Below are 22209 nucleotides of genomic sequence, written 5' to 3'. Positions count from 1 at the left end.
TGTCTGTACGATGTAAATATGGAACTCTTAACTTAATGGCATTCTTAAACCACTCAACGCTAATCATTAAATTTTTCTATAAACATAGTAAAAGCCAATCGAAACGTATCGATTGGCTTTTACTAATATTCACTCCAAATTTTCTCTCCAGTATGCGCATCTATGTAACGAATTTTCCGACTACAATCGACGGATTCTTTATGATTTTCACTCCTCGTTTGTTTATACAGCAGTTTATATTTCATTTCCTCTGCATCATGATCTATACACCATTCTAATTTTACTCGAATGACCTCTTTATATATTTCTAACGCTTTTTCTTTTGTTACTTTTGGTGCTGTTTCATGTGCAAGTAACTCTTCTATTATATTGCTAGGTTTTCCCGAGTAATGCATCACAGCACCATTTTCTGTATTAATGTTGACCATGAATTCCCTATACTCTACCGGAATTTCATTCACATATACTGAAAAGACAAATCTTTCAATCCCTTCATCTTCGTCACGTTCATCCCAAAGGCGAAGATATTGTGTAACATCTGGAATAACATGTTCTAAAAATTGAAGTGCTTTTTGTAAACATTCCTCTCTAGACAGTATTTGTTTTACTTCTTTATCGTCTGCCAGTTTTATAAAACCAATTAATTCCTTGGTTGATTTATCAATCGTAATGCCAACTAAATTATTATATTTTAACATCGGTAAATGCTTTTTTAAAAATTCATTCATTAAATATGGATTCTTTTCTTCTTTCTGTTTTTGTAATTCCTCTTTCGAAACAAATTTCATCCTTATTCCATCTTCATTTTCTGTCTCAGCCACTTTTGTAAAACTTTCTTTATCCCATTCAAATAAATCGAATATATCATCTTGTTGACTATCTTTTTTCGGTTTTTCAACAGCTACAGTTGGAGGCAATTTATAATGATCTGGGTCAAATAAATCTTTACCTGTACTTGCATCAATAAACGCATGACTAGGTTCTGGTTCATATACAAGATGATAGCCTTTTACTTCCTCACCATTTTCATATTTACATGAAGAATGTGTTAAATCCACAAATACAAGTCTCATATCTTGTCTAGCTCTCAAAGTTTCTAAAACGACGTTCTCCTCAACAATTTCAATTGGCCATAACGGTTTTTTCCCTATAGCTTTTTGTCCATTGTAATGAAAATGCACAACATTACCTGAAGGATGAATTCGTACAACACATCCTGTATTCGGCAATGGATATCCATTCACTTCCTGCATATAATTTATTTCTTTCCAACCACGCCAGTCATCCTTAACTGACACATATGTATAAAATTCTAATTCTTCTTCCACATATTTTTTTATAAATACATTTGCAATCTCTCTTGCCTTATTCTCCTCTATCACTTCTTTATCACTCGAAAAATAATTTTCATCATCTATCCTGAATTCGAATAAATTACCAGTATGCCTATTTAATGTAATTTGTATCTTTTTCTCCTCATCCTCTTTATGCCCCCACCATAATAGATGATACGGATCATCCACTCCTTCTTGATCATCTACAACAAGCCTATATTCATCTGGAATTTCAATAATATGGGCCACTTGCTCTTTTCTTTTTTTATCTTTTGGATTCATCATACCCTCTCCTTTATTACAATTTAAGGTAATTATAACAAACAAAACCAAAAGTCATTAACAAAAAGACAAAAAACTGAAACAATTAGTTCATACGAATTTCACATGAATCTATTACTATAAGAATTGTACATAGTGAAATTACTAACAATGACGTTTATTCATATATAATTTCATTTGAAAGGGGTTGAAAAGATGAAAACTAAATATCGCTTTATGATCTCATCATTTGCTGCTTGCGCCTACATGATTTGGTGTTTAGTATAATAACAACTTCACTTGTAAATAAGAAAAGGTGTGTATAGAAATGGAATATAACCAATCAACAGTTAACTACTGGAAAGCTTTTGTATTACCTTATACATTCGCTTTAGAAGAGTTAAAAACTAAATTTGAAATTATGAACCGGGAAGCTCAATTTTTAGAAGACTACAACCCGTTTGAACATATAAAAACAAGACTTAAACAACCCGAAAGTATCATTAGGAAGCTTGAGCGTAAAAACTTATCACCAACAGTTGAAAATGCTCAAACACAATTACAAGATATTATTGGCATCCGTATTACATGTTGCTTTGTAGAAGATATTTATCATTTAAAAGAAGTTATTGAAAATCGTGGAGACATGGAAATTGTAGAAGTAAAAGATTATATTGCTAATCCAAAAGGAAATGGCTATAAAAGTTTGCATATGATTATTAAATATCCATTGTCACTAAATTCTGGTACGAAAGATGTCTTTGCAGAAATTCAATTACGTACACTTGCCATGGACTTTTGGGCAAGTTTAGAACATAAACTTTACTACAAATATGAAGGAAATATACCTGACTATTTGAAAGATGAACTACATGACGCTGCTATGAAAGCTGAAGACCTCGATAATAAGATGGCAACAATCCGTCAAGATATTGATGACATTGAAGCATGTTCAAATCAAATTTTATTACCACTATAAAAAGGTTCTCTCCTATGAGAACCTTTTTATCCCGCTATTTGCGGGCAGTAAGACTCCCACCTCAAAATTCTGCGAATGCGAAGGAGTTAGGTGGGCGATCAACTGCCCATAAAAGCCCGATTGGTTCAACTAATAATCAGTGGGGGATGGACAAAACCCCCACTGATTAAAGTTTCACTTTATTTCTTCTCTATCGTACGAACCTCTTCAATCTTCCACCCTTCTTCTTCTTTTCCAAGTGCATACTGCATTTTCTTTTGGAGAGTAACCCCTCCATCTACTTCTTTTTCCTCCGTTTCAACAATAACAAGCCCATCTTTAAGAGCTTTCATATTCATATGTTCCAATTCTATTTTCTTATTTCCCTTTTGAAATGCCGCTTCCTTTTGTGTTTTTAAGTCTTCAGCACTAGGCATCTTCTTTGAAAATAACTCCATATGCTCAGCAAGATTTTTTTCATTCGTCGTCCGTACAAATGCCTCAATAACATCTTGAATGGATTTCTCTTCTTCTTTCGTTATATGTACCTTTTCCTCAGTTTTCCCAGCAGATTTTTGTTCTATATTATTCTCTTGAGATTGACATCCAACTAGCAATAATACGAATACTAGAAGGAATCTTAATTTCCCTAAAAAAACGCTCATCTTTCCATCTCCTAAAAAGAAAAGTGAGGCATTTCGCCTCACTTTCATTTATAATTAGCGTCTTCCTTTATTCGGATCGCCGCCGCCAACGATGTCAAAGACACGTTTAGCTATATTTGTATTCTCTTGAACGCCAGAGAATAAGTATTTACCTGGTCCGAATGCATATACGTTCACATCTTCACCTGTATGTCCACCCGTTGTCCAACCTGTAACCGAACGCTTATTGAAGATATCTTCAATTGCATTATCAATCTTTGTTACATCTTTTGATGGAGCTATATCATTTACAGCTTTAATTTCTTCTGGTGTTAATTGTAGATCAATATACTTTTTCAATGTTTCTTCTACATTTGCACCTTTTACAATCTCACTTGCCATAAAGTCTGGCGTACGTTTCGCAGCTTTAATCGGATCTACTTTAAAATTATACTCACCATTCGCACCTAAAGATAATCCGCCAGTAGCATGATCTGCAGTTGCAACAACTAATGTGTTCTTATCTTTTTTCGCAAACTCAATTGCTGCTTTAAACGCTTTTTCGAAGTCTTCCATTTCACTCATTGCACCGACAATATCATTATCATGTCCAGCCCAATCAATTTGACTACCTTCGACCATTAAGAAGAAACCGTCTTTATTTTTGTTCAAGCGCTCAATCGCTGCATTTGTCATCTCTTCTAATGAAGGTGTTTTGTCAGTACGGTCAATCATTTTGTCTAAACCACCTGGTGCAAATAAGCCAAGAACTTGATCGCTTTTATCATTTAATAATTGATTACGATCTGTTACATAACTATAACCAGACTTCTTAAATTCTTCTGTAAGATTGCGGTCTTTTCTAACAAAGTTCTTTACGCCCCCGCCAAGCATAACATCTATTTTATGCTTACCTTTAATTTTTTCATCAAAGTAATCATTTGCAATTGCGTCCATATTTTTACGACTAATATCATGTGCACCGAATGCAGCTGGTGTTGCATGCGTAATTTCAGAAGTTGCAACGAGTCCCGTTGACTTCCCTTTTTCTTTCGCTTGCTCCAATACTGTTTTCACTTCAGCTTTATCATTATCTACTGCAATAGCTGCGTTATATGTTTTTATACCTGCTGACATCGCAGTAGCTGCCGATGCAGAGTCTGTAATATTTTCATGTTCATCTTCTGGATATGTTTTTTGTGTTCCTACAAGATGCTTATCAAATTCTGTAGATTCCATCTCAAATGTTTTTGGATTATCTTTCATATAACGATGAGCTGTCATATATGAAGGCCCCATACCGTCCCCAATTAATACAATGACATTTTTAATTTTTGCATTGTTTCCGTTCTCATCTGCATTAACCTCACTAGAACGCGTAAAATTCCATGTTGCTACCGAAGTAACTGCTAACGACGCCACAACTGCAAATGGCCATGCTTTTTTTACAAACTTTTTCACTGTCTTGTCCCCCTAATTAGGTTATTCATTTCCCACTATCAAATTTAATAGAAGACTGTTAAGAGAAAATGAGTTATATGTAAATTTTTTGTTAACTTATGTAAATTTAAGTTATAATTTGTATAAGTTTGTCTTTTCATATCAAGCATACTCCCCTTTACAAAGATAAATATAAACATGTTGGATTTCTTTTAATACGAACCTATTATTTTACATTTCTTAATATTATTCTTATTTTTTCTAATTTAAATAGAAATATGGTGAACTTTATGAAAACAGTAAAACTAGACGAATCTTCCATTCCAGATTTACTCTCTCTTTGCGAATCAGTTGGGTGGTTACAGTATGAGAGTTTTATGAAAGAGCAATTCCATATGTACCTTTCCATTGGCACAATTTTTGGCTATGTACATGAGAATAAACTTATTGCAGCGGGCGGGGTCTTTTCGTTTGCCCCTGGATTTTCTTCTATCGGTATGTTAATCGTGCATCCTGATTTTCAAAGAAAAGGAATTGGCCGTATTTTGTTAAACAATAGCTTAAAAGTAACTTATCCATCGCTCCCTATTACGCTCATTGCAACAAAAGCTGGTGAATCCTTATATGAATCTTATGGATTTCAATCAATAACAACAATTCATCGTTTCGAAAAACAAGCGGCTCATATAAGTACAAATTCTTTTCCCATAAAACAAATTCAGCAAGCCGATCTTCAATCTCTCATTTTTCTTGATCAAACTGCGACTGGTGCAGATCGTTCTAAGCTTTATTTATCACTACTATCGAGAGCAACTTACTCCTTTAAAATAGAGCGGGATAATCAAATAGATGCTTTTGCTTTATGCATACAAAAAGGAAATGTACTATGTATCACTCCGCTTATTTCAAAAAAAGAAAAAGACGCTATTCAGTTATTAGAAATAATTTGCAACTCGTGGAATGGGACAATACGCATTGATGTTCCGCACTCACAATTCATTTTCCGTCAATTTCTTCAAACAGAAAATTTCCAGGAAACGCTCCTTTCACCTCTTATGATAAAGAACGGTAATCAACTTCCTGGAAATCGTAATATACTATTTGCTATGATAGATGCAGCGTTATGTTAGAAAGGGGACACCTAATTGAAGCGATTTAGCTATTTTATGGTAGGTTGTCTTACTCTTACACTATTAGTAGGATGTAGTGCAGCAGAAAAGCCAGTAGAACAAGTAAAACAAGTTAAAAATACAATTACAGCGAAACTAACTACCGAGGAAAAAATGGTAGAGATAGATGGTCAAACGATTTACTTTAAAAAGATTGGTGATGAAAAACCACCTTTACTTATGATCCATGGATTTGGAGGATCATCCAATGGTTTTCAAAAGGTTTACTCAGATTTAGCAAAAGATCATACGATTATTTCTGTTGATGCTTTAGGATTCGGACGTTCCTCTAAACCGATGGATTTTTATTATTCTTTCCCAACTCATGCAAATTTGTATTATAAGTTAATGAAAAAATTAGGGTACGACTCATTCGCAATACTGGGACATTCTATGGGCGGAGAAATTTCTCTTAATTTAACATATTTATACCCCGAAGCGGTTACCCACCTTATTTTAACTGATGCTACAGGCGGCCCTCATACGTTCGTTAATAAACAAGGTTCACCAAAACCAAAGTTGTCGACTGATTTAAGTGCCGTTTCTTCTATTGCAGATTATGATGAGAGCAAAGTTAAATTCAAGCGTAATGATGAAGAGCATTATAATAAAATGAAATTATGGCCTAGGCGTCTTCAAATCAATGCAACTGAAATCAAGCAACCAACTTTAATTATATGGGGAAGAAATGATAGTAGCGTTTCTTGGAAAGAAGGAGAAACTTATCATCAATTCTTAAAAAACAGCACTTTCCATATTATTGAAAAAGGTTATCATGCTCCATTTCGTCAAGAGCCACAAGAATTTGTAGGGTATGTAAAAGATTTCTTCGAGAAAAATCCTATAAGTGCTGAAAAATAAACGGGTATCTCATTTTGAGATACCCGTTTTCATATATTAAGCAGCTTGCTTTTGGCGTTTTTGAATTTTTGATCCTAGTACTTTTGGAATAACTAAGCCATCAATTCCAAGTTTTCCAGCATTCATACCAGAAACAAGAACGAACATGGATAAGATAACCATTTCAGGGTTTACACCAATTGACCCACTAAACATATAGGAAAAGTTCATTACAAGACCGAAAAAGACCGCTGTTTTTGTTAAACAGCCTACAATTAAACCAATTCCGACTAAAATTTCTCCCCACGTCACAAGTGTATTAAATAAATCAACGTTTGGAATTGCAAAATCTTGTAAAAATGATGCCCACCAAGATTGAACAGCTGGTTGTGCTCCTTTAGATTTTTCAATTGCACCTTGTAAATAACCAGTTGCATCGAAGCCTTTTCCTTGTAGTTTACCGATTCCAGCCATTACCCATGTGTAACCAAGATACACTCGAATTATCGCTAATACAAAAGAAACTGCTTTGTTTTCTCTTAAAAATTGAATAATCATATCTTCCTCCTAAAGTTGTAATTAAATCAGTTACAGATAATATAATAACATTAGTTACTTACTTTTAAAACGTTAATCGTGAATAATTTGTGACATACATAAAAAACATTACATACTAACGTTTATATAGTAACTTTTATTACCTGTAAAAACTTGAACATATCATACCACAGGTGATAATCATTTTCATTGAAAAAAATGTAAAAAAACTGTGAGTTAAATGTGAAACGCATTCATTCGAATATAGAATAAATTCGTTTCATATTGTTTATATACTCGAAATGTACATGTCTCCTCATCGGTTAATCTCGCTTCTCGAACAACTTCTTCTAACGTTTTGTCATGGTTAATAAACCCGTAAAATAGGCGTATTGTAAACATAAGTGCTACATTTCCATCTACATAATCTATCAATCCAACATATGATTTTACACCACTATGTAAAAAGGATTCTACTAGTTTCAACTCCCCAAACTTATACCAACCATTTACAATATGTGTAATATGCAATTTTGCATATTACTTAATTTCTGCTACGCTAAAGTATACTCCCGGCCCATTTAAGTCGTACACATCTTCTCCTAACTCTTCCATTACAAATTTTCTCTCCTATAAGTCCATTTCATATATACCCGTTTCTTTCAAAAAATCAGCTCTAGTTAAAGCGACTTTCTGTAAATATTGCCTATACGCTGTAATTGTTCCATCGTGTGCAACGATACAAATTTTTTCTGCTTTTAACTGATAGCACCAGTGCAGAAATTCATCTACTATTTGCTGAAATTCCATCTCCGAGATGATATTGACTCCCTCATTCCATAACAATTCATTTCTACTTTCTTCTAATGAAAAATGTGGAAATAAATTTTGTATTATCTTTCGATCTAACAATTGATCGCACGGTAATGTTTTGGCGGATTCCCGATAAGGAAAAATACGTGGGGATATATATGGGTGAACAATTTTTTGACAAGCAACTTCCGCACTCCATATTGTCGCAGTTTGTAAAGTTCGAAGTGTAGGACTAGCGATTAATATATCCTTTTCTTGTAATGGTACATCGCACTGAAGCAATTCAGCCTGCTTATTTCCCACGCCCGTCAATGGCGGATTCACTGCTTGTAAACTTAATGGTAAATCTTTCGTATGTTCACCTTCACCATGCCGAACAAAAATAAGTTTCATTCTCCTCTTCCTCTCACTAGAAAATGGTCTCACATATTTCTTCCCTATTTTTTTCTTTACTCCTGCTATTTTAAAAAGTAGAATGTAAAAAGTGTTTGACACCAACATTTGAAAAATATTACAATCATATATGTAAAATACTTTTTACAAGAAGAGGAGGATTACAAATATGAAATGGATTATCGTCTTTATGGGAATGATCATATGGGGATACATAAATGGCTTTTTTAATAGTGATAAAACTGCTAATCCTTGGATTACAGATGATGAGCGTGAAACAAAAATTAAACAAAAAGCAATTATCGCAAGCTGGTCTGGTGTTTTCATATTTTGTATCATGAACCTCTTAAACAAATGGTTAAGTTTAGGAACGAGCGATACATCACCTTACTTACCATCTTCTGTCGCAACTATTTTAAAAGAAAATGTAGAGTTACAAGTTTTACTTATGTTATTCATTACATATGGCATATTTTACGTATACTACCGAAGAAAACTAAGCGCTTAACTTTTATCTCATGATTATCCTCCTAAATGGTTATAGTAACTAGGACGCAATGAAAAAAGGAGAGATATAAAAATGAGTAACTCAAATGACTTTTTAGATACATTACATGAAAAACAAGCAAAAGATGAACAAAATAGAAAGCGCCAAGGGAACGGAAACCCTGCGAAAAAAAAGCCAAATAAAACACATAAATAACATTGAAAAACCTGCCTAAAAATTATATTTTAGGCAGGTTTTTTTTACTCGTCTTTAACCGAAACGACATCTTTCCAATTCCATTTCTCATAATACCACTCTGGCACATCTATATTTTCAATCCACTTCTTTTCATGTTTTCCATCGCTATGAGCAAACCATACATCAGCTTTCTTACGATTTGAACGGAGCCACATTAATTGGTTGCTTTTCTTACTAAAAATAGGGTTATAATCGCCTTTGCTATTGGATGGCTTTGTAATTTGATGTTGTTCATCTGTTGTACTATTTATTTCATATAAAGATGGTAGTGGTCTTTTTTCTAGAGGGACCGATAGCTCTGCTTCCTTTGCCCTTGAAACGATAATTACATTATCGTTCTTCCATGTGAAATCCCAATCAACATAGCCTTTTGGAGTAAATGTATTTTGCTGGAGAACCGGCAATTCTTTTATTTTTAAATGCTTATTCTCTAAAGCCACTCTCCCGCTTCCTTCAATATAGGCTAATATATTCTTTGATGGCGCCCATTTGAACCATTGTGTGTTTAATAACATTTGATCTACTGTTTCAAAACGACTGCCCTCTGCTCGAATTAAGCAAAGGGTATTACCATCAGCTGACAAAGAAGCTGTTGGTACTGCCAAAAACGAAATCCATTTTTGATCTGGCGACCACTTAAATCCACTTCCAACTAATGCTAAAAAGTCATCATGCTCATTCGGTAGTGCATATAAATGTTTCATCTTATGAGGATTCATATTTGCATCCTTTTGTATTTCATATAACTGAGCACCTGTCCATCCTGTTGGAAGCAAGTACGCTTCTGATGATACAAGAAACTTCTTACCATCAGGATACCATGCATAGTCACCTACACCATTAGCTACGTTTTCAAAATCTGCTTTCTTTTTTTCAGCATCAAATGTATTTAATGTGCGTGCAAATACAAATGCAATTATATTCTCTGTTGGTGACCATTGATAATTCGATGCTTCTGATTGAGATGGCGTAACTTTCTTTCCATCTTTCAGCCGATACAGTTCAAAGTGATTTCGCTTCTTTCCTTTTGCATATGCAAGCCATTCTCCATTGTGTGACCATTTCGGCCCTGTTATGTACTCTCCTTTTGTAATTTGTTTTTCTTTTTCACCGACTTTAATCCATAGATTATGATTACGAATAAAGGCAACTTTTACTCCATTGTTTTCTGCGCTAGTAATAGAACTTGAACAGAAAAAAAGGAACAAAATCATGATTCCACTTACTATAAACCTTTTCATATAGCACCCCCATTTCCCCCTTTAGCATTCCTCATATTCCGCTTACTATATGCAAATATTATCCATTCGACATAATTCCAAAAAATTTCCCAAGAAATTTTTAATTCAAAGAGGTTTGGTATGAATTATGTCGAATGTATAGTTTAGCCAACATCCGTTCCTATAATTAACGATAAAAATGCAATATTTATTTTCGGGAAATTGGCACTTTTTGTTAGGGGGAGTTTCAATGAAGAAAACTACATCAACACTATTAAGTATGGCGCTCGTCTTTTCGAACTTTGGAGCATTAAGCGCCCATGCTGAATCACTGCAAAAAGAGAAGCAATTTAGCCCACAGTTAAAAGCAAATATTGAACAATGGGGAGAAAACAAAATCGCGCAAAATGTTGAAACAAAAACATCAAAAGAAATTTCAGTTATTGTAGAATTGCAACATGCTCCACTCGCTTCACAAAGTAACATTCAACATGCTCCGGACCTACAAAATAGCAATGTGCAATCATACCATGCACAACTAAAAAAAGCACAAGAGGATACAACAAAGAAAATAAAAGAAAAAGCACCGAAGGCAACCATAAAAGAAACGTATAGTACGTTATTTTCTGGATTTTCTATTTCTATCCCAGGGGATCAAATTGCCGCTCTAGCTTCTTTACCTGAAGTAAAAGCAATTTATCCGAACTTAACATATAAATTACATGAAACGTCAAAAAGCCTAGCAGATCAAGAAACACCAAACGTTGGAGGCCCTACAGTTGGTGCACCTGAAGCTTGGAATTTAAAAGATCCGACTGGCAAATCCCTTGATGGAAAAGGGATGAAAGTCGCTATTATCGATTCAGGTGTCGACTATACCCATCCTGATTTACAAGCAAATTATATCGGTGGCTATGATACAGTCGATGAGGATAATGATCCGATGGATGGAAACGTTCACGGTACCCATGTTGCAGGAATTATTGCTGGTAACGGAAAAATAAAGGGGATTGCTCCGAATGCTTCTATACTTGCTTACCGTGTCATGAATGATGGTGGTACTGGTACGACCGAAGATATTATTCAAGGTATTGAGCGCGCTATTCAAGATGGTGCCGATGTTTTAAATCTATCTCTTGGTCAAGATTTGAATGTACCTGATCAACCTGTAACAATGACGTTAGAACGCGCAGCAAAACTTGGTGTTACTGCAGTCGTCTCAAATGGAAATGATGGACCAAAACCTTGGTCTGTTGACGCTCCTGGTAACGCAAGTAGTGTCATCTCTGTTGGTGCATCTACTGTATCTATTCCATTTCCAACATTCCAAGTAGCTGGTTCCAATAAATCTTACCAAGGATTACCGTTATCAAAATCAGATTTCCAAGTAGGCAACGATGCTCAGCTTATATATGTTGGCTACGGTAATTCAAGTGATTACGCTAAACAAGATGTGAAAGGTAAGTTCGCCCTTGTTTTACAAGGAACTTCAAGCACGTTAGTAAAAGCAGAACAAGCGAAACAAGCTGGTGCTCTTGGCGTGCTACTAATTTCTAACGAAAAAGAAATTAATATTATGCCCGAATATTTTGCACGTGAAGATGTAGCTCTTCCAGTTATGCAACTATCAAATACAAATGGCGAAGAGTTAAAAACTTTAATTACAAAACGAAAGAAAAATATAAAAATTGGACAACCAAAGCAAACAGAACTTATTGGTAACTTTAGTTCAAGAGGACCATCACAAGGTAGTTGGCTTATAAAACCTGATATAGTTGCACCTGGAGTGAAAATTACTAGTACAGTGCCGAGAGGTGGCTATGAATCTCACGACGGAACAAGTATGGCTGCGCCACAAGTAGCGGGAGCCGTTGCCCTGCTGCGTCAAATGCATCCTGATTGGACGACAGAACAATTGAAAGCAGCTCTTGCCAACACTGCAAAAGCATTAAAGGATGTCAATGAAAATGCATATCCTGTCATGGCACAAGGATCTGGTTTAATTAACATTCCAAAAGCAGCCCAAACAGATGCATTAGTGAAACCTAACAATGTAAGTTTCGGTCTTATTAAACCAAATAGCGGCAAAGTGAAGTTAACACAAAATATTACGTTACAAAATCTTTCTAACAAAAAGAAAAACTTTTCAACTCGCATTGAATTACTAGATACAAAAACAAAAGTCCAGACTTCTTTCTCTTCTTCTATTAGTGTGAAACCTAATAGTAACATCGAAAAGCCTTTTACTATTACTGTAGATAGCTCCTTACCACAAGGTGTATATACGGGAAATCTATATGTGAAAGAGCAAGGTAAGACTGAAGAAATGCGTATTCCATTTACGTTTAGCATCGATCCAAAAGAATACAAACGTATTGATGGTCTTGAAATCGTTAATTCTACTTTCAGTCCAAATAATGACAAAATACTAGATGACAACCTGATTAATTACTATTTAGTTACACCAGTTGAGGATGTAACGTTTCACGCTAATTTAATTACGAAAGAACGTGTAACATATCAAGGCATGATACATCAAGGAAAAAACGAAACACCTGGTTATAAATCTTTCAAATGGAATGGTACGAAAACTGACGGATCTCCTCTACCTGATGGCTTATACCAAATCGAAGCTGTTGCTTCTAACTCTGGTGGAGAAACAAAGCAAACAGGAGCTGTGTTTGTCGATCGCACTGCACCGAAATTATCGTCTGAAGTAGATCAAGAAAACCTCATAATTAGAGGGAAAGTAGATGATATACTTTTAGATTGGATGACGGAATCCGGATGGGTTGCTCCAGGACATCCCGTAACGATACAGTATGAAATTAATGGAAATGGCGTATGGGAGAACGCATTCCTGAACCATTGGGAGAAAAACTATGAAATTTATTTCGATCGTAATCAATTACAACAAGGAAAGAATACAATTCATATTGTAGCAACCGATGCAGCTGGAAATAAGTCTAATTTAAACGTCGATTTAGAAGTGAGATAATAAAATTATTGTTGACAAGCTTTTAAATATAGTTTTATAATACAAAACATAGTTTAGTTGAACGAATTATATATCGGCTTTGAAGGAATACTAGTAGCGACTTATATCCCTGTCTCAGAGAACTGATGGTTGGTGCGAATCAGTACATATACAAGCGTGAATTACAATTCTGGAGCTTCTTTCCCGTAATGCTTTTTATGCATGAAGAGAAAGACGGATCTTTCCGTTATCTTAAAGTAAGTGGTAAACAATTAATTGTTTACAAATAGGGTGGTACCGCGATTTTTATCGTCCCTATCGGATTTTCCGATAGGGGCTTTTTTGCGTCCTTCCCTTTTAAATAACTTCATATATACGCGTTGAAAGAATCGCAGTAGTATCTTGTATCCCTGTTTCAGAGAGCTAATGGTCGGTGGGAATTAGCACATATATAAGTACGAATTACAATTCTGGAGCTTCTTTTTCGTAGTGCTTTTATGCATGAAGGAAAAGACGGGATTTTTCCGTTATCATTAGTTGAGATGTAAGTATATTTCCACTTACAAATAGGGTGGTACCGCGATTTTTTCGCCCCTATCGGATTTTCCGATAGGGGATTTTTCTATTTCTCACGCAAACAGTTGTTAAAGAATTTCGAATGTTATGATAAAATTTTATAAGCGCTTACAATTCTGAAAGGAGGTGGTACAAGCTATACAAAACTGGTATTCATTTTTATAGAGAAAAAGGAGGACGTCTAAATGACAAAGAAAAAAGAAATTCCATCACATTTAAAACCATTCGTATCCACACAGCATTATGATCAATACACACCGGTGAATCACGCTGTTTGGCGTTACATTATGAGACAAAACCATAGCTTCTTAAAAGATGTTGCTCATCCATCCTATGTTAACGGACTACAATCATCTGGTATTAATATAGATGCAATTCCAAAAGTAGAAGAAATGAATGACTGTTTAGCACCAAGCGGCTGGGGTGCCGTAACGATTGACGGACTTATTCCCGGCGTCGCATTCTTCGATTTTCAAGGTCATGGATTACTACCAATCGCAACAGATATTCGTAAAGTAGAAAATATCGAGTATACACCCGCTCCTGATATCGTTCATGAAGCTGCAGGCCACGCACCGATTTTGCTTGATTCTACATATGCAAAATATGTGAAACGCTTTGGACAAATTGGAGCGAAAGCTTTCTCCACAAAAGAAGAACATGATGCTTTTGAAGCCGTTCGTACATTAACGATCGTAAAAGAAAGCCCTACTTCTACACCTGAAGAAGTTGCAGTTGCTGAAAATGCTGTAATCGAAAAACAAAACTTAGTTTCTGGTTTATCAGAAGCAGAACAAATTTCACGTTTATTCTGGTGGACAGTGGAATACGGCTTAATCGGCAATATAAATGATCCGAAAATTTACGGTGCTGGTCTCCTTTCCTCTGTCGGTGAAAGTAAGCATTGCTTAACAAACGCTGTAAAGAAAGTCCCATTCTCAATTGAAGCTTGCACCGGGACAACTTATGATGTAACAAAAATGCAACCACAGCTATTTGTTTGTGAATCATTTGAAGAATTGACTGAGGCCCTTGAGCAGTTCTCTACAACGATGGCATTTAAAACAGGTGGAACAGAAGGATTAGAAAAAGCAATCCGCTCCGAAAATCATGCTACAACTGAGCTAAGTAGTGGATTACAAATTACGGGTACATTTACAGAGACAATTAAAAATGGTACTGGTGAAGTTATTTACACACGAACAAGCTCACCAACTGCATTAGCAATTCATAATAAACAACTAGCAAATCATTCTACATCTGTGCACAGCGATGGATTCGGGACACCAATCGGATTACTAGATGGAGATATTGCATTAGAAAATTGTACAGAAGAACAATTACAATCATTAGGCATTACAATTGGAAGCAGTGCAGAGTTTACTTTTGCAAGTGGCATTCATGTAAAAGGAACAGTAACAGACATTGTAAAGAATGATAAAAAAACTGCTCTTATCTCCTTTATAAATTGTGCAGTTACTCATAAAGATCGCTTATTATTTGATCCTTCATGGGGAGCATTTGATATGGCTGTCGGCTCACAAATCACTTCTGTATTCCCAGGAGCGGCAGATGCGGCTGCATTTTTCCCGATGAATGAAGAAGTACAAGAAACGCCTGATCCACTTGTACTGAATAAGCTTGAACGTATGTATCAAACAGTTCGAGATATACGTAACGATAGTATTTTACACGATACTCATACTGATCAATTAATAGCTATTCAAGAAGTATTAAATAAATTTTATCCGAAAGAATGGTTGCTTCGTCTTGAAATTTTAGAATTGCTTTTAGAACATAACAAAGGTCACGAAGCATCAGCAGCATTATTACAACAACTTTCTACTTTCACAACTGAAGAATCTGTAACACGTCTTATTAACAATGGTCTTGCGTTACTGCAGGTAAAGGATGTGAAAAATGATGCTACGATTAACTAATGAAGAAGTACAAGAGGAATTAACAAAGCTGGATAAATGGACAGTGAAAGATGAAAAATGGATTGAAAGAAAATATATGTTTTCCGACTACTTAAAAGGAGTCGAATTTGTCTCTGAAGCCGCCAAACTATCAGAAGAACATAATCACCACCCATTTATCCTTATCCAGTATAAAGCAGTCATTATTACTTTGTCATCATGGAATGCAAAAGGTTTAACAAAACTAGATTTTGACCTTGCAAAGCAATTTGATGACCTATTTTTACAAAATGAAAAAGCTATTATAAGAAAGTGAAAAAAGAGAAGCCTTTTTAGGCTTCTCCTTTCACTTTAAAATGTATACAATGTCCAAACGGATCCTTGGCCTGTAATATTCCATCTTTATACGTAGCAACTACGCCAATATATTTTAAACTTTCACACACTTGCTCTTTTTGTTTTTCATCTGCTAGTACAATTGTGAAATATTTCAAACCAACGGAATTTGGCATTTGTGGTGGTATACCTTCACCCTGCCATGTATTTAAACCGATATGGTGATGATAACCACCTGCTGATACGAACAACGCTCCATTACGAGCTGGAATCGTTACATCAAAACCAAGGCCATCAACATAGAAACGTTTCGCTTCTTCTAAGTCAGCTACATGTAAATGAATGTGTCCCATCACAGTACCAACCGGGAACCCATTCCATGTACTTCCTTGCTGTAATAATCCTTCGCCGTCTAACGGGTTACTAACAAATGGTAACTCTCCATTTTCATCATGCCAAACTTCTTTTTGGCGATCATGATAAATTTCAATCCCGTTTCCATCTGGATCAGCTAAATAAAGAGCTTCACTAAAGTAATGGTCAGCCCCACCATGTAATGGGTGTACTCTCTCAACAAAATGACGAAGAATATTTGCTAAGTCTTGTCTGTTTGGTAATAAAATTGCATAGTGATATAAACCAGTTCGACCTCTTTGCTTCGGAAGAGCGTCTTCCTTTTCTTCTATTATGAGAAGTGGCTCATTGTCCTCATTACCAAACGTAACGATTGTACTTTTTTCTTCCAGTACCTTCATACGCAATACTTCTGTATAAAACTTTAGCGATTTCTTTAAATTTGATACATATAAATGAACAACCCCAAGTGTTGTTTCGGGATGAAGTGGAAAGCCCATTTTGTTATACCCCCATTTTAATTAATTCTTCTTTAACATTTTCTCTTTTAAGAAATTATCTACAAAACCATTAGCTTTCGCAACAAATAAGTAAGCACCCATCGCTAATAATGCAAGTTCTAACTCAAATCCAGGATTTTTCCCGTCTCCTAACAAACCAGCTGACCATTTTACTTTCACAATCGCTCCAACCATAACAAGTGCAAATAATAAGCCAATATACCTTACGCCTAAACCTAGAATTAACAATAGACCTCCAACTAATTCAACTGTTGCTACACCGTATGCAAGTCCTCCTGGTAAACCAATGCTTGTAAACCACCCTGCAATATTGTCAATTCCTGATTGGAATTTTGTTAAACCGTGCATAAAGAACGTTACCCCTAACACGATACGAATAATTAAGTTACCAATATGTTGATTCATTTCTTTCTCTCCTTTATAGTTTTGTTATACAAAACTTTTATTTACATTACAAAACATACACTAATTATTTTTATTCGTCAATTCATTTTTCATGAGAAAAAATATTTTTTTTTTGCTATGATACAAATAGTTGTTTACAAAAAGGAGCATGATTTTATGAATATCGGTTCTGCGATTCGTGAAATTCGTCAACGTAGAGGAATTACGATTGCCCAAATTTGTGAAGGAACAGGTCTTTCTAAAGGCTTTATGAGTCAGGTTGAAAACAATAAAACATCACCATCTATCTCAACTTTAGAAATGATCGCTAATTTTTTAAATGTTCCCCTTCCATATTTATTGTTAGAACAAAAAGATCGTTTGAAAATTGTAAAAAAAGAAGAGCGTAAATACAGTGTGTATGGAAAAGATGAACAAAGAATTGAACATGTTGCGGAGCAAGGTGGTCTCCGCCTATCTCTAGTAGAAATTTCTGCCGGATTCCCGAAAGAAAACTCACCAAATGCTCATGAAGGTGAAGAGTGTCATCTTGTATTACGCGGAAAACTAGAAGTTCAACATGGAGAAGATATTGCGATTGTAGAAGAAGGTGATTCTTTCTCTTGGAATGCATGCGTTCCTCATATTGTTCGCAATATAGGTGAAGAATCTGCATTATTACTTATCTCTAGTCATGCGGAAAATCGAAAACGTGTTTACTAAACGATAAAAAAGAAGCCTGTTTCGTAACAGGCTTCTTTTTTATTCCCTTATAATTCCATAACTCGTCCCAACTAGTACGGTCTTTTCATGTTGATTGCGATAAACTGACTCAATTGAAACTTTTTTATATCCTTCCATTTGCTCAATATTTGTTAAAGTTAATTCACAAGTAACCGTATCCCCTGTAAAAACTGGTCTAATAAACTCACTTACTAATTCCCTCGCTATGTAATGTAACTCTTCGCCTACTTTCGTCCCAATGCTAGCAGTCAATAAACCATGGACCATTAATCGTCCATTCTCATCATATTCCATATGATGTCTACCTTTATCGCCTGTAATATTTGCAAATTCAAAAACTTCTTCCTCGGTAAATCTTCTTTCGTATTTAAATATATCCCCAACTTTTACATTCATTTTTATCCCCCGTTTAATAAACTGAATTTTCTTTTATTTTATCACAAAATGAGTCTCAGTTCAGTTTATATTATTAAAATAGCAATCCTTTTTCTTTATTACCTTATAAGTTATCGATGCCCTTCCTTTTTTGCCACTTGATACCCATAGTACGCACATGTTCCATTTCTTGATAACTCTCTTACTTCAAAATCACAACTTCTATAAAAATCAAAATTGTTAGCGGACGTATGCGCAAACCAATCGCCATGCGGAAGCTTTTGTAAACAAAGAGCTACAAGTTTCTTACCTAACCCTTTCCCCCTATACTCACACTTCACAACTAAATTTACTATGTTAGCAACCATGATTTGATCAGAAATAACTCTAACCATCGCGACCATTTCTTCTTCATCCCAAATTGTGAAAGCCCATGTTGAATTTTCAAATGCAATCGTAAACTTTTCAATTTGCCAAGAAGGGATATTATCATTACTCCAGCCAGCATCTTCAAATAATGTCTTAATCGCATATGCTGGCACTCCATTCGTTCCTTCACGAATAATTAGTCCATTATGATAAATATACATGTAATCCCTCCCTTTATTTTTTATATACCATTCTCCAAAAAATGCAATTCACCTTTTTTCATCCAACCCGCTTAATGGAATAAACGAGAACATCCATCTCATGAAATGAAGTTGTTTTCTCATAACTAAGCCCTGTTTTTCTAGCAACAAATATTGAAGCTGGGTGGTTCGGATTAATAAGTGAAATTAATTTATTCATTTGTAATGCTTGAAAACCATAGTCTCGAAATGCCGCCGCAGCCTCTTTCGCATACCCTTTCCCCCAATACTTAGGAAGTAGCCAATAGCCAATCTCAATTTCCTCTTTTCCATCTACCTTCTGCTTGACAAGTCCTGCATGACCAATTCTTATCCCTGTTTCCTTTTCAATCATTACAAATAAACCGAGACCATTTTTATAATTTGGAAGTACCCTCTCCTCCAAACTTTTTTTACATTGCATAAATGTTTTTAACGTTCCATTTCCAATATAGCGCATTACCTTCTCATCCCCCCATAAAGAAGCATAAAATGGTAAATCATCCATTGTATATTTGCGAAATTGTAAGCGATCTGTATGGAACACTCTTTTATTCACTCCCATCATTTTGAACCTCATTACATAACAACATATTTCAAACTACGTAAGTGTTGAATAATTCATATCAAGAAAGTTACCAAAAATAAAGAAAATTCAATCTTATAAAAGTGTATTATATCAAAAAAAAGCAGTAGACAAAAGAGTGTCTACTGCATCCATATCATAACTAGTATAAAGAAAACTACAATTGAGGGGGTGTAGGATTTTCAAATATACTAGATACTTATCCCGTTCTAACGGGCGGTAAACCTTCCAATCCTTTGAGTGGAAAGTTTACCGCACATAAGAACTTTGCGGTCATTAAGAAAGCACTGTTAAGTACTCAAATACACGCTGAGCTTTTTCTCCACCCATTCGTGCATGTTGAAGAAGAGAGATGCCATGTGGGCCAGATGCACGTAATGCTTCTGGTTGTGCTACTAAAATGGCTTGTACGACTTCAAGTTCACCCAGCATAGCTGCTGCAAAAATATCCATCCGAGCTCCCTTTTCCAGTAAATAAAGAGCAATATCTTTACGGCCTACATGGGCCGCTGCTCCTAAGGCACTTTCCCAATCTGAGCCACCCCAATTATAAGAAGCATGAAGTAAGCTCGGTGATTCGGCCAAAAGCTCCTGTACTCTTTCTAGATCTCCGTGAGCTGCCATAACAAATTCCCTTACTAACTCAGTGGTAATACGCTCGTCTGTTTGCATCTCTCTTCTCCCTTTTCACAAATTCGTTTCGGTGTAAAAAATGGCTTGTCACTCCCTTGGAATATATCAACTTCAATTCCAAATACACGCTGAAACATTTGATGACATAGTACTTCTTCTGGTACGCCATCATACTGAATCTTCCCTTGTTTTAATACGAGTAAACGATCGCTATATTGAGCCGCTTGATTAATATCATGTAAAACCATTACAATCGTCATACCAAACTCTTCGTTTAATCGTTTAACAAGTTCCATTACTTCTAACTGATGGACGATATCTAAAAAGGTTGTTGGTTCATCTAATAGTAAGACATTTGTGCGTTGTGCAAGCGTCATTGCAATCCAAGCACGTTGCCTTTCTCCTCCTGATAAGGATTGTAAAAGACGATATTCATACCCTTCAAGCTTTGTAACAGACAATGCCCAATCAACAATTTCTTCATCTTCTTTATTTAAGCGACTACTCCATGATTTATGAGGACCTCTTCCGAACTCTATTAGTTCTTTCACTGTTAAATCTAATTGATGATCGTGCATTTGTGGTAACATCGCTAATTGCTTCGCTACATCTGCACTCTTCATCGTATAAATATTTTCCCCATCTAAAATGATGTCTCCTTCGCTTTGTTTAAGTAGCCGTGCTATTAAACGAAGCAAAGTAGATTTCCCCGATCCATTCGGGCCGATTAAACTAACGATTTCTCCAGCTTTAATATGTACATTCATATTTTGCATTTGAAATCTTTCAGAATGTGCGTAAAACACTTTGTTAACGGAAATCACGTTGTTTTCCTCCTCTATGGATTAAATATAAGAAGAACGGACCACCTAAGAAGGACAATAAAATACCAACAGGCAATTCGATTGGATCGAACCAACTTCGAGCTATCGCATCCGCAAAAACAAGTAATATCCCACCGCCAAGGCATGATAATGGCAGTAAATATTTATAGTCATTTCCAACTAATAAACGTAACATATGCGGTACAACAAGACCGACAAATCCAATAAGACCAGAAACACTAACTGCTATTCCAGCTAACATTGTACTTACTACTATTAAATAAAACCGACTTCTTTCCACGTTATACCCTAATAATTTTGCCATTTCATCCCCAAGCATTAATACTCGAATATGTTTAATACCGAAGAAAGCTAATATAATAGCGAATATCGCATAGTAAATAATCATATTTAAATGTGCCCAACTAACACCACCAATACCACCAGCTAACCACGGTAAAACTGATTGTACTTTGTCGCTATGTAATAACATTAGCGCCGAAGTCGCTGCACCAATTAAGGCGTTTATTGAAACACCTACTAATACAATTCGTGAAGGTGGCGCCCCCTTTTGCCATGATAGTGCGTAAATGACCATTGCTGTAATAAAAGCTCCTAAAAACGCTCCTAGTGGTAAGAATGCCATATGTTGAGGAAATAAAATCATGATTATAATTGCTACAAGACCTGCTCCTGATGAAACTCCGATAATTCCAGGATCTGCAAGAGGATTTCTCATAACCCCTTGCAATAATGCTCCTGATGCAGCTAAACACGTTCCTACTATAAAACCAACGAGCACTCTCGGTATACGAAGATCCCATACAATTCGATGAACTGTCGAACCTTCATCTTGTATACCTTCTATAATGTCTCGTAAAGAAAAAGATAAGCTCCCTGCAAAAAGGCCATAAAAAAGACCTAGAACAGTTAATACGACTAAAGTAACTGTTATTATCCACCTTTTTCTCGCAAAAGGATGTTCCTTTTCTCTTACTATTTCACTACTCTCCATACT

The 22209-nt window shown here is 35.5% G+C and carries 23 protein-coding genes, 1 pseudogene and 2 other annotated features; of the genes and pseudogenes, 9 read left to right on the top strand and 15 right to left on the bottom strand.

Going from position 1 to position 22209, the window contains the following annotated elements; genetic code table 11:
* Positions 1 to 122 precede the first annotated feature (122 nt).
* On the bottom strand, positions 123 to 1619 hold the full coding sequence (locus JFU18_RS21345) for a YcdB/YcdC domain-containing protein (RefSeq protein WP_201034326.1): 1497 nt from the start codon (positions 1617 to 1619) through the stop codon (positions 123 to 125).
* A 304-nt stretch (positions 1620 to 1923) separates the two neighbouring features.
* On the opposite strand from JFU18_RS21345, the gene JFU18_RS21340 reads away from it, so the two are divergent.
* Positions 1924 to 2574: a GTP pyrophosphokinase gene (locus tag JFU18_RS21340; protein WP_002015229.1), complete on the top strand. Its 651-nt coding sequence runs from the start codon at positions 1924 to 1926 to the stop codon at positions 2572 to 2574.
* Positions 2575 to 2753: 179 nt separating this feature from the next.
* Here JFU18_RS21340 and JFU18_RS21335 read toward each other — a convergent pair whose 3' ends face one another.
* Entirely contained in the window at positions 2754 to 3218 is a 465-nt protein-coding gene (locus tag JFU18_RS21335; RefSeq protein ID WP_201031801.1) for a hypothetical protein, read from the bottom strand.
* 54 nt (positions 3219 to 3272) lie between these two features.
* Entirely contained in the window at positions 3273 to 4658 is a 1386-nt protein-coding gene (locus tag JFU18_RS21330) for an alkaline phosphatase (protein WP_002143184.1), read from the bottom strand.
* A 269-nt stretch (positions 4659 to 4927) separates the two neighbouring features.
* On the opposite strand from JFU18_RS21330, the gene JFU18_RS21325 reads away from it, so the two are divergent.
* Positions 4928 to 5767, top strand: a complete 840-nt coding sequence (locus JFU18_RS21325) for a GNAT family N-acetyltransferase (protein ID WP_201031802.1) — start codon at positions 4928 to 4930, stop codon at positions 5765 to 5767.
* Between the two features lie 15 nt (positions 5768 to 5782).
* Entirely contained in the window at positions 5783 to 6667 is an 885-nt protein-coding gene (locus JFU18_RS21320) for an alpha/beta fold hydrolase (protein WP_137076034.1), read from the top strand.
* Positions 6668 to 6703: 36 nt separating this feature from the next.
* Here the strand turns inward: JFU18_RS21320 and JFU18_RS21315 are convergent, their stop codons facing one another.
* From JFU18_RS21315 to JFU18_RS21305, 3 genes and pseudogenes are all read right to left on the bottom strand, one after another.
* Entirely contained in the window at positions 6704 to 7204 is a 501-nt protein-coding gene (locus JFU18_RS21315; RefSeq protein ID WP_002015237.1) for a DoxX family protein, read from the bottom strand.
* Between the two features lie 216 nt (positions 7205 to 7420).
* Positions 7421 to 7813: pseudogene (locus JFU18_RS21310) on the bottom strand (hypothetical protein); the annotation flags it as partial.
* Positions 7814 to 8389: a histidine phosphatase family protein gene (locus JFU18_RS21305; protein ID WP_193662504.1), complete on the bottom strand. Its 576-nt coding sequence runs from the start codon at positions 8387 to 8389 to the stop codon at positions 7814 to 7816.
* Positions 8390 to 8558: 169 nt separating this feature from the next.
* Here JFU18_RS21305 and JFU18_RS21300 point away from each other — a divergent pair, with 169 nt between their 5' ends.
* Positions 8559 to 8897 (top strand): hypothetical protein, encoded by a 339-nt coding sequence (locus tag JFU18_RS21300; protein WP_061674802.1) that lies wholly within the window; start codon positions 8559 to 8561, stop codon positions 8895 to 8897.
* A 72-nt stretch (positions 8898 to 8969) separates the two neighbouring features.
* Positions 8970 to 9092 carry a DUF4023 domain-containing protein gene (locus tag JFU18_RS21295; protein WP_000071861.1) on the top strand — a complete coding sequence of 41 codons (123 nt, stop codon included), beginning with the start codon at positions 8970 to 8972 and terminating at the stop codon, positions 9090 to 9092.
* Between the two features lie 44 nt (positions 9093 to 9136).
* Here JFU18_RS21295 and JFU18_RS21290 read toward each other — a convergent pair whose 3' ends face one another.
* Positions 9137 to 10375 (bottom strand): TolB family protein, encoded by a 1239-nt coding sequence (locus JFU18_RS21290; RefSeq protein ID WP_201034328.1) that lies wholly within the window; start codon positions 10373 to 10375, stop codon positions 9137 to 9139.
* 229 nt (positions 10376 to 10604) lie between these two features.
* Between JFU18_RS21290 and JFU18_RS21285 the strand changes: the two genes are divergently transcribed.
* From JFU18_RS21285 to JFU18_RS21275, 3 genes are all read left to right on the top strand, one after another.
* Positions 10605 to 13352 carry a S8 family peptidase gene (locus JFU18_RS21285; RefSeq protein ID WP_201034329.1) on the top strand — a complete coding sequence of 916 codons (2748 nt, stop codon included), beginning with the start codon at positions 10605 to 10607 and terminating at the stop codon, positions 13350 to 13352.
* Positions 13353 to 13422: 70 nt separating this feature from the next.
* Positions 13423 to 13651, top strand: a binding site (T-box leader).
* Between the two features lie 51 nt (positions 13652 to 13702).
* Positions 13703 to 13930, top strand: a binding site (T-box leader).
* A gap of 162 nt (positions 13931 to 14092) precedes the next feature.
* The gene (locus JFU18_RS21280; RefSeq protein WP_201034330.1) at positions 14093 to 15847 is read left to right on the top strand and encodes an aromatic amino acid hydroxylase; all 1755 of its coding nucleotides are present in this window, start codon (positions 14093 to 14095) and stop codon (positions 15845 to 15847) included.
* Positions 15828 to 16142: a 4a-hydroxytetrahydrobiopterin dehydratase gene (locus tag JFU18_RS21275; RefSeq protein WP_002143198.1), complete on the top strand. Its 315-nt coding sequence runs from the start codon at positions 15828 to 15830 to the stop codon at positions 16140 to 16142. The genes JFU18_RS21280 and JFU18_RS21275 overlap by 20 nt, the downstream gene beginning before the upstream one ends.
* Positions 16143 to 16158: 16 nt before the next feature.
* On the opposite strand, the gene JFU18_RS21270 is transcribed toward JFU18_RS21275, so the two are convergent.
* Positions 16159 to 17016: a VOC family protein gene (locus JFU18_RS21270; RefSeq protein WP_201034331.1), complete on the bottom strand. Its 858-nt coding sequence runs from the start codon at positions 17014 to 17016 to the stop codon at positions 16159 to 16161.
* Between the two features lie 21 nt (positions 17017 to 17037).
* Positions 17038 to 17442, bottom strand: coding sequence for a DoxX family protein (locus JFU18_RS21265; protein ID WP_002015248.1), 405 nt, complete (start codon positions 17440 to 17442; stop codon positions 17038 to 17040).
* Positions 17443 to 17598: 156 nt separating this feature from the next.
* Between JFU18_RS21265 and JFU18_RS21260 the strand changes: the two genes are divergently transcribed.
* A complete protein-coding gene (locus JFU18_RS21260) occupies positions 17599 to 18144 on the top strand; it encodes a helix-turn-helix domain-containing protein (protein WP_002015249.1) in 546 nt (181 codons plus the stop codon).
* 39 nt (positions 18145 to 18183) lie between these two features.
* On the opposite strand, the gene JFU18_RS21255 is transcribed toward JFU18_RS21260, so the two are convergent.
* The 6 genes from JFU18_RS21255 to JFU18_RS21230 form a co-directional block, all read right to left on the bottom strand.
* The gene (locus tag JFU18_RS21255) at positions 18184 to 18561 is read right to left on the bottom strand and encodes a hotdog family protein (RefSeq protein WP_002015250.1); all 378 of its coding nucleotides are present in this window, start codon (positions 18559 to 18561) and stop codon (positions 18184 to 18186) included.
* 110 nt (positions 18562 to 18671) lie between these two features.
* The gene (locus JFU18_RS21250) at positions 18672 to 19130 is read right to left on the bottom strand and encodes a GNAT family N-acetyltransferase (protein ID WP_002015252.1); all 459 of its coding nucleotides are present in this window, start codon (positions 19128 to 19130) and stop codon (positions 18672 to 18674) included.
* 58 nt (positions 19131 to 19188) lie between these two features.
* Positions 19189 to 19716: a GNAT family N-acetyltransferase gene (locus JFU18_RS21245; RefSeq protein WP_002015253.1), complete on the bottom strand. Its 528-nt coding sequence runs from the start codon at positions 19714 to 19716 to the stop codon at positions 19189 to 19191.
* A gap of 294 nt (positions 19717 to 20010) precedes the next feature.
* Entirely contained in the window at positions 20011 to 20406 is a 396-nt protein-coding gene (locus tag JFU18_RS21240; protein ID WP_002129192.1) for an ankyrin repeat domain-containing protein, read from the bottom strand.
* A complete protein-coding gene (locus JFU18_RS21235; RefSeq protein WP_002129193.1) occupies positions 20373 to 21191 on the bottom strand; it encodes an ABC transporter ATP-binding protein in 819 nt (272 codons plus the stop codon). The genes JFU18_RS21240 and JFU18_RS21235 overlap by 34 nt, the downstream gene beginning before the upstream one ends.
* Positions 21178 to 22206: a FecCD family ABC transporter permease gene (locus tag JFU18_RS21230; protein WP_002015259.1), complete on the bottom strand. Its 1029-nt coding sequence runs from the start codon at positions 22204 to 22206 to the stop codon at positions 21178 to 21180. Before JFU18_RS21230 ends, JFU18_RS21235 begins: the two co-directional genes overlap by 14 nt.
* Positions 22207 to 22209: the final 3 nt, after the last annotated feature.

It is taken from the genome of Bacillus sp. TH22 (genome assembly GCF_016651015.1).
In the GTDB taxonomy this organism is placed as follows: Bacteria; Bacillota; Bacilli; order Bacillales; family Bacillaceae_G; genus Bacillus_A; species Bacillus_A mycoides.
The sequence above is the reverse complement of the archived record's forward strand: the minus strand, read 5'-3'. Positions and strand labels throughout refer to the sequence as shown.